General features: G+C 66.2%; 15 protein-coding genes. 10 read left to right on the forward strand and 5 right to left on the reverse strand.

The window, feature by feature from the left end; translation table 11 throughout:
• Nucleotides 1-8 precede the first annotated feature (8 nt).
• Nucleotides 9-632 (forward strand): glycerol-3-phosphate 1-O-acyltransferase PlsY, encoded by a 624-nt coding sequence (plsY, locus tag AC1DS0_RS02105; RefSeq protein ID WP_476812734.1) that lies wholly within the window; start codon nt 9-11, stop codon nt 630-632.
• A complete protein-coding gene (dprA, locus tag AC1DS0_RS02110; protein WP_476812735.1) occupies nt 633-1,841 on the forward strand; it encodes a DNA-processing protein DprA in 1,209 nt (402 codons plus the stop codon). It abuts the gene before it with no gap.
• 17 nt (nt 1,842-1,858) lie between these two features.
• Here the strand turns inward: dprA and AC1DS0_RS02115 are convergent, their stop codons facing one another.
• On the reverse strand, nt 1,859-2,053 hold the full coding sequence (locus tag AC1DS0_RS02115) for a hypothetical protein (RefSeq protein WP_476812736.1): 195 nt from the start codon (nt 2,051-2,053) through the stop codon (nt 1,859-1,861).
• Nucleotides 2,054-2,213: 160 nt separating this feature from the next.
• Nucleotides 2,214-2,531: a hypothetical protein gene (locus AC1DS0_RS02120; protein WP_476812737.1), complete on the reverse strand. Its 318-nt coding sequence runs from the start codon at nt 2,529-2,531 to the stop codon at nt 2,214-2,216.
• A gap of 242 nt (nt 2,532-2,773) precedes the next feature.
• On the opposite strand from AC1DS0_RS02120, the gene AC1DS0_RS02125 reads away from it, so the two are divergent.
• Together AC1DS0_RS02125 and AC1DS0_RS02130 are read left to right on the forward strand one after the other, a co-directional pair.
• Entirely contained in the window at nt 2,774-3,166 is a 393-nt protein-coding gene (locus AC1DS0_RS02125; protein ID WP_152014654.1) for a hypothetical protein, read from the forward strand.
• Between the two features lie 159 nt (nt 3,167-3,325).
• The gene (locus tag AC1DS0_RS02130) at nt 3,326-3,685 is read left to right on the forward strand and encodes a DUF5320 domain-containing protein (protein ID WP_476812738.1); all 360 of its coding nucleotides are present in this window, start codon (nt 3,326-3,328) and stop codon (nt 3,683-3,685) included.
• Here AC1DS0_RS02130 and ruvX read toward each other — a convergent pair.
• The 3 genes from ruvX to AC1DS0_RS02145 all read right to left on the reverse strand — a co-directional run bounded on the left by ruvX (nt 3,675) and on the right by AC1DS0_RS02145 (nt 6,267).
• The gene (ruvX, locus tag AC1DS0_RS02135; protein ID WP_476812739.1) at nt 3,675-4,181 is read right to left on the reverse strand and encodes a Holliday junction resolvase RuvX; all 507 of its coding nucleotides are present in this window, start codon (nt 4,179-4,181) and stop codon (nt 3,675-3,677) included. The genes AC1DS0_RS02130 and ruvX overlap by 11 nt on opposite strands.
• Before the next feature lie 149 nt (nt 4,182-4,330).
• Nucleotides 4,331-5,335 carry a tripartite tricarboxylate transporter substrate-binding protein gene (locus tag AC1DS0_RS02140; protein WP_476812740.1) on the reverse strand — a complete coding sequence of 335 codons (1,005 nt, stop codon included), beginning with the start codon at nt 5,333-5,335 and terminating at the stop codon, nt 4,331-4,333.
• Nucleotides 5,336-5,508: 173 nt separating this feature from the next.
• Nucleotides 5,509-6,267: a GntR family transcriptional regulator gene (locus AC1DS0_RS02145; RefSeq protein WP_476812741.1), complete on the reverse strand. Its 759-nt coding sequence runs from the start codon at nt 6,265-6,267 to the stop codon at nt 5,509-5,511.
• 105 nt (nt 6,268-6,372) lie between these two features.
• On the opposite strand from AC1DS0_RS02145, the gene AC1DS0_RS02150 reads away from it, so the two are divergent.
• The 6 genes from AC1DS0_RS02150 to AC1DS0_RS02175 all read left to right on the forward strand — a co-directional run bounded on the left by AC1DS0_RS02150 (nt 6,373) and on the right by AC1DS0_RS02175 (nt 11,612).
• A complete protein-coding gene (locus AC1DS0_RS02150) occupies nt 6,373-6,660 on the forward strand; it encodes a UxaA family hydrolase (protein WP_427358449.1) in 288 nt (95 codons plus the stop codon).
• 203 nt (nt 6,661-6,863) lie between these two features.
• Nucleotides 6,864-8,015: a UxaA family hydrolase gene (locus AC1DS0_RS02155; protein WP_476813075.1), complete on the forward strand. Its 1,152-nt coding sequence runs from the start codon at nt 6,864-6,866 to the stop codon at nt 8,013-8,015.
• Between the two features lie 32 nt (nt 8,016-8,047).
• Nucleotides 8,048-8,647, forward strand: a complete 600-nt coding sequence (locus tag AC1DS0_RS02160) for a GNAT family N-acetyltransferase (protein ID WP_476812742.1) — start codon at nt 8,048-8,050, stop codon at nt 8,645-8,647.
• Nucleotides 8,644-9,696: a YeiH family protein gene (locus AC1DS0_RS02165; RefSeq protein WP_476812743.1), complete on the forward strand. Its 1,053-nt coding sequence runs from the start codon at nt 8,644-8,646 to the stop codon at nt 9,694-9,696. The genes AC1DS0_RS02160 and AC1DS0_RS02165 overlap by 4 nt, the downstream gene beginning before the upstream one ends.
• A 24-nt stretch (nt 9,697-9,720) precedes the next feature.
• Nucleotides 9,721-10,650 carry a hydroxyacid dehydrogenase gene (locus tag AC1DS0_RS02170; protein ID WP_476812744.1) on the forward strand — a complete coding sequence of 310 codons (930 nt, stop codon included), beginning with the start codon at nt 9,721-9,723 and terminating at the stop codon, nt 10,648-10,650.
• Complete coding sequence (locus AC1DS0_RS02175; protein WP_476812745.1) at nt 10,647-11,612, forward strand: Ldh family oxidoreductase; 966 nt, start codon at nt 10,647-10,649, stop codon at nt 11,610-11,612. The genes AC1DS0_RS02170 and AC1DS0_RS02175 overlap by 4 nt, the downstream gene beginning before the upstream one ends.
• The last annotated feature ends 83 nt before the right edge of the window (nt 11,613-11,695 follow it).

The raw sequence follows: 11,695 nt of genomic DNA on the forward strand, positions 1-11,695 counted from the left end.
GAAGTTGCATGGCTGAGGCGTTCGCTTGGGCGTATCCGAGCCCGATAGGGCTCGCCGCGCTCGTCCTCGGCTATCTCCTCGGCTCGATTCCGTTCGGCATCATCCTGACCCGGCTGAGCGGCGGTCCAGACCTGCGCACGATCGGCTCCGGCAATATCGGCGCGACCAATGTCCTGCGCACCGGCAACAAGAAGCTGGCGGCGCTGACGCTGCTCGGCGACATGTTGAAAGGCACGGCCGCGGTCCTGCTTGCCGGCTGGTTGCTGGGCGGCAAGAGCGCGGCGCTCGCTGCCGGCCTCGGCGCCTTTCTCGGCCATCTCTTCCCGGTCTGGCTGCGCTTCAAGGGCGGCAAGGGCGTCGCGACCTTCCTCGGTATCCTGATCGGACTGAAATGGTCGATCGCGCTGATTTTTGCGGCGGTCTGGCTCAGCATCGCCTATCTGACCAAATATTCCTCGCTCTCGGCCCTGATCGCCAGCCTGCTGACGCCGCTGCTGCTCTGGTTCTGGGTGCGCGACGTCCAGATGGCCGGGCTGATGGCGATCCTCGCGTTCTTGCTCTGGTTCATGCATCGCGAGAACATCGCGAGGCTACTCGCCGGCCGCGAGGGCAAGATCGGACAGAAGGGCTGAATGGCGATGGCCGGTTTCGCTCTCGACGACCGGCAACGCCTCGACTGGCTCCGACTGATCCGCAGCGAGAGCATCGGTCCGCGCACCTTCCGCACCTTGGTCAACCGCTTCGGCGGTGCAGCCGGCGCGCTGGACGCCTTGCCGGATCTCGGCCGACAGGCCGGCCGAACGCTGAGGCTGTGTACGCCTGCCGAGGCCGAGCGGGAGTTCGAGGCGCTGCGCCGGCGTGGCGCCCATCTGATCGCGCTTGGCGAAGCCGCCTATCCCGTGCCGCTGCAGGCGATCGATTCGGCTCCGCCGCTAATCGCGATCGAAGGCGACCCGGCGGTGCTGGGTCGCCCTTGCGTCGCCCTGGTCGGCTCGCGCAATGCTTCCGCCGCCGGGCTGAAATTCACCGCGACGCTCGCGCGGGAACTGGGCGAGGCCGGCTTCGTCGTCGTCTCCGGGCTGGCCCGCGGCATCGACACGGCCGCGCATCAGGCGAGCCTGGAAAGCGGCACGATCGCCGTGCTGGCCGGCGGGCTCGACGAGGTCTATCCGCCGCAGAACATCCCCTTGCTGGGGCGCATCAGCGAGCGCGGCGCCGCGCTGAGCGAGATGCCGCTGGGCTGGGCGCCGCGCGGGCGCGATTTCCCGAGGCGCAATCGGCTCGTCTCGGGGCTGGCTTTGGGAACGGTCGTCGTCGAGGCCGCGCGTAAATCCGGCTCGCTGATCACCGCTCGCTTCGCCAATGAGCAGGGCCGTCAGGTCTTTGCCGTCCCAGGCTCGCCGCTCGATCCGCGCGCCGAGGGCGGCAATCACCTGATTCGCGAAGGCGCGATCCTTTGTGCCGATACGGCGCATGTCGTCGATGTGCTGGCGCCGATGCTCCGGCAGGGCGATCTGTTCGGGTCCGCACCCATTCTGGCGCGCGAGGAAACCGGACCGGAGCGCCGGAAGGAAGCGCTCTGGGACGAGCTCGATCTGCCTGAGGTCCTGCCGGCCCCGAAGCTCGAACTCGAAGGGGAGCCTCCGCTGCAGGAGAGCCACGTTGAAGACGCTCCGCGTCGACGACTGCTCGACCTGATCGGGGCAACGCCGATGGCAGTGGACGATCTCGTTCGCGCCAGCGGTCATCCAGTGCGCGAGGTCAGCCGCATCCTGCTGGAGCTGGAACTGGAAGGCATGGTGCAGCGTCACGCCGGCGGCGCTCTTTCGCGATCGACATGACCCTGGCGGCGAGACGGTCAGCCCGCCGCGTCGCCCCAGCGGCTGCGCTCGCGCTCGGCCTCCGGCACCGCAAGCTCGAGGAAAGTCACCAGCAGGTCGAGATCGGCGGCGCGAGCCTGGTTGCCAAGTTCGGCGAGCAAATTCGCCGCCTTTACAGCGACAGCGCGCTGCAGATCGCATTGACGGGCTCGTTTCTCGGCCAGAAGCTGCAAGGCTAGAGCCTCCGGTTCGCCGTGGCGGTACAGGCCTTGCGAAGAGAGAGGGGCGCTGCGAGGGCAGGCGGTCGTCGGAGAAGCCGGCTTCGGGCACTCCCGCTAGGTTGCTGAATGATATTTTTGCAACCTATAGATTAATAATCTGCAAAGTCCGACCTCAGGGCGAGCTGTCGGGATCGGCCACGTCGCCGAGTTGCAATTGGCAGGTCCGTCGATTGATCGCAGCCTCAAGCCGCGTCATTTCGACGAAATAGGCGAGGCTGCTGAGTTGCGCCGCCCGGGCCATGGCGCCGAGCTCGATGGTGATCTCTTCGATATAGGATGCAACCTCCAATTGCATGCGCGCCAGCGCGTCCATGCTGTACGGACCGGGCGAGGCCGAGGCGCTGCGGCCGATACGGGAAACTTGAGGCAAGCAATTGTCATCCCGATAGATTTTATCCTCCTTGATTCGCCGTGATGCTGCTTTCCTCATCTCGCCCACCCCCCGTGGCCGCATTAAATCTGGGAAACGAACCGGCGTTCGACGAAGCTATTCTTGCTACTCGATTTCCAGAAATGCAATCACTGCGTGTAATTATTTTCTTGAAAGGAACACTTTCCGGATTGGCGTGTTGATCTCCAGTCGCAATTCCGCCGCGATTGGTTCAGGCCCGGTTCAACCGGAGCGGGCTAAAACGGGCGTCAAGGCGGGGACCCGCCGAGAAGGAGAATGCCATGTCAGCTTTCGGAAAGAGCCGTTTCCTCGTGACGCTCGCCGTCACCGGCAGCGTTCTGGCAGCGGGCCTGACGCCCGTCATGGCGGGCGAGACCCGCCCGGTCGGCTTCGACAAGAGCCGCCTCGATGCGGCACAGGTGGACTACTCGCAGTATTATCGTCGCGGCTGGCGCGGCGGCAATCGCGGGGCGGCGATCGCGGCCGGCGTCGGCCTCGGCCTCCTCGGTGCGGCGGCGATCGCTGCCAGCCGCCCGGCCTATGCCGAGCCGGTCTACGGCTATGATGACGGCTACTATGACGAGCCGGTCTATGTGGCGCCGCGCCGCTACTACGCGCCGCGTTATTACTACCCTGACAACATCCGCGACCCGGCCGGCGGCAGCTATCGCTGAACGCCGACCAGGATAAACAGCCTTAATCAATTCTGAACGCCTGGCGCCTAGGCTCGAAGGGTCGCTTCCGTCGCATGACGGGGCGGCCCTTTTCATGGCCTACGGGAGCTCGCGGCTCCGATCCCGGGGCTGTCGCTTTGCCGCCCTTGGAGAAAGACGATGAAACCCTCGCTCAAGACACTGCTGTCCGGCTGCGGCGCGGTCGCCCTGGCGGTGCTCTGCTCCAGCGCGGCAATGGCCCAGTACTATTCCGACGACGGCTACGGCCGTCGTCGCGGCTATGACCGGGGCTATGACAATAGTTACGATCAAGGCCGCCGCGACAGGGGCTATGGTCGCGACGATCGCGGCTATGGTCGCGACGACCGGCGCTATGGCCAGGACGGTGGTGGCTATCGGCGCGGCCCCAATCCCAGCAATCCGCTCGCTGGCATGAGCATCGACGACCAGAAGCGGGCGATCAAGAACCATCGCGACGCGCAGAAGAAGGCGATCAAGCGCGGCTACGTCATTCCGTAGCCCAGTCTTCCTCCGGTTCGCTCCCATCCGATCTGAGATGGCCGAGCCGGTCGAGCGCGCCCTGCAGGATATAGGCGGCGGCCATCTTGTCGACGACGGCCGCGCGCCTGGCCCGTGAGGCATCGGCATCGAGCAGCGTGCGGGTGACCGCGAGCGTCGACATCCGCTCGTCCCAGAACACGATCGGCAGCGCCGTCAGCGGCGCGAGATTGCGCACGAAGGCGCGGGTCGACTGGACCCGCGGACCTTCCGTTCCATCCATGTTGAGCGGCAGGCCGATCACGAGGCCGGCGATCGCATGCTTTTCCGCGACTTTCAGCAAAGCCACGGCATCCTGCCGGAACTTGATGCGCTGGATCGTCTCCAGCGGCGTCGCGATCCGGCGCTCGACATCGGACAAGGCGAGCCCGATCGTCTTGGTGCCGAGGTCCAGCCCGAGCAGGCGTGCGTGCTCGGGCAGAGCGAGGAAGTGGTCCAGGGCAACGAGATTGCTCATCTGCCGCCGGTAGCATGGGCCGCCCGCATAGGCGAGCGGCCCGCTTGAGCATTTTCGAGCGAAGTGGATACCGGTTCGCGTGAAGAAAATGCGATAAGACAGAAACTTTGAGCTTCTCCGCAATTCGAAGAATGCGGAAAAGCTCAAATTCAATTGGCGTTCTGCGGCGTCAGCCCGGCGGCCTTCAGCGCCGTTCCCCATTTGGCGACCTCGGTGGCGAAGCGCTTGGCATGGGCCTCGCGCATCCATTCGCTCGCCGGGAAGGCGCTGGTGCCGACGGCCTTGAAGCGCTCGAGCACGACAGGGTCCTTCAATGCGGCCTGCAGCGCGCCGTTGAGCTTGTCGAGCGCAGCGGTCGGCGTGCCCCTCGGGGCATAGAGCCCGTGCCAGATCGTCATGTCGATCTCGGTGCCGACCTCGCGCGAGGTCGGGACGTTGGGCAGCACGCCGAGCCTCTCCAGCGAGGTCACCGCATAGGCTCGGATCTTGTCGGACTGGATTTGCGGCACCGCCGTCGTCGACTGGTCGCAGAGCACGTCGACCTGGCCGCCGACGAGGTCGTTCATCGCCGGCCCGGTGCCGCGATAGGCGACCTGGGCGAGCTTGACGCCCAGCGCCTGCGAGATCAGCACGGCGCACAGATGCGCATTCGAGCCGACGCCGGCATGGGCCACGGTGAGTTTCTCGGCCTGCTGCTTGGCGTAGGGGAAGAAGGCCTTGCCATCGACCGGAGGCAGCGCGAGCTTGCCGGCGATGACCATCGGCCCGGTGTTCACGAGCCCGACCGGTGCGAAGGCGGTCTGGGTGTCGTAGCCGAGATTGCTGTAGAGCGCCGGCGCTGCGGCGAGCGCGAGGTGGTGGATGAGCATGGTGTGCCCGTCCGGCTCGGCCGCGACGAGGCGCTTCGCGCCGGCCGTGCCGCCTGCGCCGGCGATGTTCTCGACGATGACCTGCTGGCCGAGCGTGCGGCCCATATGCTCGCCGAGCAGGCGGGCGATCACGTCGCTGGGGCCGCCGGCGGCAAAGGGCACGATCAGGGTGATGGGTTTGGTCGGGAAGCTTTGGGCCGAGGCGGCTGTGCCTAGTCCCAGGAGGGCCAACCCTGCCAGGGCGCCGCGGCGCGTCATGAGGAATCTGCGGAAATGGGCGATCATTCGTTTCCTCCAGTAGGGCGGCCGCTCTGCGTCGGCTTGGTCGAAATCTCGTGGCTCTCGGCCCTCGAGTTTGGTTCGCTCAGTTTCAAGCGGAACTTTAGGAAACTTCAGCAACAAGCTGATCTTGTGCCGATACAGATGATCGGTTCTCGCACGAAATGGGCAGGGACGGCTCAGCGCAGGTCCGACAGGTAGTGAACCTCCTGGGTCAGACACAGGCTGAGCCTATGCTCGACGGGCGTGCCGTCGAGCGACAGGGCGATACGGTCGATCTGCAGGGCCGGTTCGCCAGCCGAAGCTCCGAGCGCGGCAGCGTCCTCCGCCGAGAGCGCCACCGCCTTCAGCCGCTCTCGCGCATTGGCGATGGTGATGCCGTAGTGCCCCGCATACAGGCTGTAGAGATTGTTCGGGATCGGCCCGTCCTCCAGCCCCGGGAAGAGCTGCTGCGGCAGGCTGACTGTCTCGACGATCAGCGGCGCGCCGTCGAAGGAGCGCTGCCGACGGATGCGGATGACGGCGGCGTCCTCGGCGAGGTCCAGAGCTGCGCGCTCGGCTTCATCGGCGAGAGTAGTCGTCACCAAGAGCACGACGCTGTCGGGAAAACGCGGCGCACCCTGGTCCGGCGCCAGCTTGAAGAACTGGAACAGGATGCGGCGCTCGTCATGCTCGGCGACGAAGGTGCCGCGCCCCTGGCGCCGCACGACGAGGTTCTCGGCGGCAAGCTCGTCGAGCGCCTTGCGCACCGTGCCCTGGCTGACGCCGATCTCGGCGGCGAGCTGGCCTTCGCTCGGCAGAATCGCACCGGGGGCCCAGACACCATCCATCAGCCGGCGCACGAAGATCGCCTTTACCTGGCGGTAAAGCGGCCGGAAGCCGAGCGTCTCCGGCATATCGGGCTCGCGAGGCTGCCCTGCGATTTCGAGCTTGTGCACACTCATATGTCTTATATAAGACTTGGACACAGCCGCGTCGAGCCCGATTTCGCTGAAGCGGGCGACGACGTCGAGGATCACGGGAAACGGTCAGGGATATCAGCCATGAGCAAGCCGCATCTGCTGGTGCACGAGAAGAAGGACACGGTCGGCGTCGTCGTCGTCGAGGGCCTGAAGGCCGGGACCGACATGCTCTGCGTCGTCACCCACGACAATTCCGACTTCCGCCTCGCTGCCAAGATGGACATCCCGATCGGCCACAAGGTCGCGCTCAAGGACATCAAGAAGGGCGATACGATCTGGAAATACGGCCAGGACATCGGCAAGGCCGTCGCCGACGTGAAGCAGGGCGAGCATCTCCACGTCCACAACGCCAAGACCAAGCGCTGGTGAGCGCTGGCCTTCGTCCATCCCGATTCTAGGGCTCCCTTCGGGTCGAGCCCTCAACCGTCCAGGAAACGCCAATGTCCTCCATCGTCGCCAATTTCGACCTCGTCAAAGGCAAGCTCGCCCGGGTGAAGGGCCGCAAGATCGAGGCGCCCGAGTTCAAGACGCCCTTCGTCAAGCGCCCGACCGGCCGCAGCCTCGATTCCTTCATGGGCTGGCGTCGCGAGAACGATCGCGTCGGCGTGCGCAACCATGTGCTGCTGCTGCCGCTCGACGATCTCTCCAATGCCGCCTGCGAAGCCGTCGCCAACAACATCAAGGGCACGCTGGCGATCCCGCATGCCTATGGCCGCCTGCAGTTCGGCGAGGATCTGGAGATCCATTTCCGCACCCTGATCGGCACCGGCTCGAACCCGAACGTCGCTGCCGTCATCGTCATCGGCATCGAGGACGGCTGGACCAAGCGCGTCGTCGACGGCATCGCCAAGACCGGCAAGCCGGTGGTCGGCTTCGGCATCGAGGGTCATGGCGACATCGCCACCATTGCGAAGGCTTCCTATGTCGCCAAGGAGTTCGTGCAGTGGGCGACCGAGCTCCAGCGCGTGAAATGCGGCATCGAGGAGCTCTGGGTTTCGACCAAATGCGGTGAATCGGACACCACGACAGGTCTGTCTTCCTGCCCGACCGTCGGCAACATGTATGACAAGTGGATCCCGCGCGGCGTCTACGGCGTCTTCGGCGAGACTTCGGAGATCACCGGCGCCGAGCATCTCTGCAAGGCGCGTGCGGCCACGCCTGAGGTCGGCGAGCGCTGGTACAAGATGTGGAAGGCCTATCAGGACGACGTGATCGAGGCCCACAAGACCGACGATCTCTCCGATTCGCAGCCGACCAAGGGCAACATCGCCGGCGGCCTGACCACGATCGAGGAGAAGGCGCTCGGCAATCTCGAAAAGATCGGGCGCGAGTGCAAGTTCATCGACATCCTTGAGCCGGCCGAGGCACCGCAGAAGGGTCCCGGCCTCTACTACATGGACACCTCCTCGGCGGCGGCGGAGTGCGTGACATTGATGGCGGCGGGCGGCTATGTCGTGCACACCTTCCCGACCGGGCAGGGCAACGTCATCGGCAACCCGATCGTCCCGGTCATCAAGATCACCGGCAACCCGAAGACCATGCGGACCATGCCCGAGCACATCGACGTCGACGTCTCCGGTATCCTGCGCCGTGACCTGACCATCCCGCAGGCCGGCGACGCGCTGATCGAGAACATCGTGCGCACCGCGAATGGCCGCCTCACGGCTGCCGAGGCGCTCGGCCATCGCGAGTTCTCGATGACCAAGCTATACCGCAGCGCCTGAGGAACTGCACTTCCGGGCGCGACGAGGCAAAAGTGTCGGATAGGATCGTTTCCAAGCTCGTTTCACTGCATGCGCCGGGGCGGGATGTCTTGCCCGCCTATGTCCGTGCCCTGGAAGCGGGCTGGTCCCCGAACACGATGCGCAATGTCGCGCCCGAACAGCTGGCGGCGATCGCGGCCGATCCGGACGCCTTCGTCGCCGGGCTGAACAACCGCGGTGGTACGATCCGCCTGCATGACGGCAGCGAGGTCGCGCGCTTGCCGGACATGATCCGCTGGATCATTGCGACCGACCGGCCGGAGCATCCCTTCGTCGGCAGCATCAATCTGCGCTGGCAGGAGGACGAGGCCGGCAGGCCGGTCACCGAGCTGCCGCCGCATGTGCTCGGCCATGTCGGCTATACAATCCTGCCGGAGCATGCCGGGCGCGGCTATGCCAGCGCGGCCCTGGCGGCAGTGCTCATCGAGGCACGTACTATCGGCCTGCCATTCCTGAAGATCACCTGCGATGCCGGCAATGCGGCCTCGCGGCGGATCATCGAGAAGACTGGCGGGCGTTTCGTCGAGAACTTCGTTGCTCCATTCTACGGGCCGGAGGAGCGGCTGATGTATCGGATCGAATTGCAATCATGACCGAAACGGCCACTTTGCGCCTGACGAACGGACTCGGCCGGCTCGCACCGGGCATCGCCCTTTCGGCGGTGGTGGCGATCGCCTCCGTCCTGGCCGAGCCCATTGTGAAGCAGCTCGCTGGCGGGCGCGTCGGCATTCCGGCCGTCGTCATCGCTCTGGTGATCGGCATGATGCTGCACCCGATCGCCAACACCAGGCGCTTCGAGCCCGGCATGACCTTCTGCGTCAAGAAGCTGCTGCGCTGGGCAATCGCACTGCTTGGCCTGCGCGTCGCGCTCGGCGACATCGCCGCGCTTGGCCTGAGCACCGCCTTGCTCGTCATCGTCGCGATGACCGCGACCGTCGTCAGCGGTTTCGTGCTGGCGCGCCTGCTTGGCCGTGAGTCCGGCGTTGGGGCCTTGGGAGGCGTCGCCACGGCCGTCTGCGGCGCCTCGGCCGCGCTCGCCACCTCGACGGTCGTGCCCGACTACCGCAACAAGGCCGCCGACACCGCCTTCACCGTGATCGCGATGAACGTGCTCTCGACGATCGCGATGCTGGCCTATCCATTGCTCTGCACCTGGCTCGGCCTCTCGCAGCAGCAGACCGGTGTGATGCTCGGCGCGACCATCCATGACGTCGCGCAGGTCGTTGGCGCCGGCCAGGCCGTTTCGGACGAGGCAGCGAACGCGGCAGTGATCGTCAAGCTGTTCCGGGTCTTCCTGCTGCTGCCGGCGGTGCTGATCGTCGGCTGGTGGCTGACCCGCCATGGCGAGACCCATGGCGATGCCAAGGTTCCGGTCCCGGTCTTCGCCTTCGTCTTCCTGATCATGTGCCTGATCAACAGCGTACTGAGCACGCAGGCAGGGCTCGCGGGCATCTACCTGCCGATCCGCGACATCCTGCTCGAGATCTCACGCTGGGGCCTGCTGATCGCGATCGCGGCGCTTGGCCTTGGCACCTCGATCGCGGCGATGGCCCGGCTCGGCTGGCGCCATCTCGCCGTGGTCACCGGCACCAGCCTCGTCATCCTCATCGTCGCCACGAGCGGGATCATCCTGCTCGGCTGACTGAACCTCACAGCGGAAACAGCCATGACCGACATCGTCATCACCGAATTCATGGACGAGGCGGCAGTGGCGGCGCTGAAGGCGCGCTACAGCGTGCACCATGACCCCGAGCTCTTCGGCAAGCCGGACGAGCTGGCGCGGCTGGTGGCCGACATCCCCGCGCTGATCGTGCGCAACCAGACGCAAGTCCGTGGCGAGGTACTGGCGGCAGCGAAGAAGCTGAAGGTCGTCGGCCGGCTCGGCGTCGGGCTCGACAATATCGACATGGAGGCGTGCGCGGCGCGTGGCATCCAGGTCTTCCCGGCGACCGGCGCCAACAGCCTGTCCGTAGTCGAGTACGTGATCGGCGCGGCGATGACGCTGCTGCGCGGCGCCTATTTCGCCAATGCGGCGATGATCGCCGGCGAATTCCCCAAGACCAGGCTGATCGGCCGCGAGATCGCCGGCAAGCGCATGGGCCTCGTCGGCTTCGGCGCGATCGCCCGCGATGTGGCGCGTCATGCCAGGGCGCTGGGCATGACCGTCGCCGCCTATGACCCTTATGCTCCCGCTGGCGATGCCTGGCAGGGCATCGAGAAGCTCGAACTCGACGCTTTGCTCTCGACGTCCGACGTGATCTCGATCCATCTGCCGCTGACGCCCGAAACGCGCGGGCTGATCGGCGAAGCCGCCTTCGCCAGGATGAAGCCCGACGCGATCCTGATCAACGCGGCGCGCGGCGGCATCATGGACGAGGCGGCACTGGTCGCGGCGCTGAAGGGCGGGCGCCTCGGCGGTGCGGCGCTCGACGTCTTCGAGCAGGAGCCGCTCAAGGCCGATGGCGCAAAACTCTTCGCCGGCACGCCCAATTTGATCCTGACGCCGCACATCGCCGGCAATACGGTGGAATCGAACGGGCGCGTCTCCGGTCTCGTGGCAGAGCGGGTGATGGCGGCGCTGGAGGGCAGGGCATGACGAAGCTCTCGCTGGAAGCGGCCGAGCAGAAGGTCGCGGATCTCTTCATCGAGGCTGGCGCCTCGCCCGCCAATGCGGCGTCCGTCGCGCTGGCACTGGTCATGGCCGAGGCGGATGGGCTCAAGGGCCACGGCCTGTCGCGCGTGCCGACCTACATCTCCATGCTGCGCTCCGGCAAGATCGACGGCCAGGCCGTGCCGATCGCGCGCCAGCCCAAGCCCGGCGTGCTGGCGATCGACGCCGCCCACGGCTTCGCCTATCCGGCGATCGACCTCGCCGTGATCGAACTGCCCGAAATCGCGCGCAAGCAAGGCATCGCCGCCGCGCCGATCCGCCGCTCGAACCATTGCGGCGCCGCCGGACTGCATGTCGAGCGGCTGGCGGAGCAAGGGCTCGTCGCGCTGCTTTTCGCCAACACACCCGGCGCGATGGCGCCTTGGGGCGGCGCCAAGCCGGTCTTTGGCACCAATCCGATCGCCTTTGCTGCGCCGCTGGCCGGCCGCGAGCCGCTGGTGATCGACATGGCCTTGTCCAAGGTGGCACGCGGTCCGATCGTCGCAGCGAAGCAGAAGGGCGAGCCGATCCCCGAAGGCTGGGCCCTCGACGCCGCCGGCAAGCCGACCACCGATCCGGCGGCCGCGATCGCCGGCACCATGGTGCCGCTCGGCGATGCCAAGGGCGCGACGCTCGCCATGATGGTCGAGATCCTCGCCGCGGCGCTGGTCGGCACCCATTTCGCCTTCCAGGCTTCGTCCTTCCTCGACGACCAGGGCGGTCCGCCCGATACCGGCCAGCTCATCCTCGCCATCGACCCGGCGAGCATGGGCGGCAACTGGTTCGCCGAGCGCATGAAGCTGCTGACCCATGCGATCGAGGAGCAGCCGGGCACGCGCCTGCCGGGCATGCGGCGCTACGGCTTGCGAGCCAAGGCGCGGGCAGAGGGGATCGAGGTCGCTCTCTGAGCCTCAAAGCCGCAGTCGGCAGTGTGACGCGAGGGAATAATACCGCGACTTTTAGCGGACTTTCTCGCGAAAATTGAAGAACC

It is taken from the genome of Allobosea sp. P4_H5, assembly GCF_056400825.1.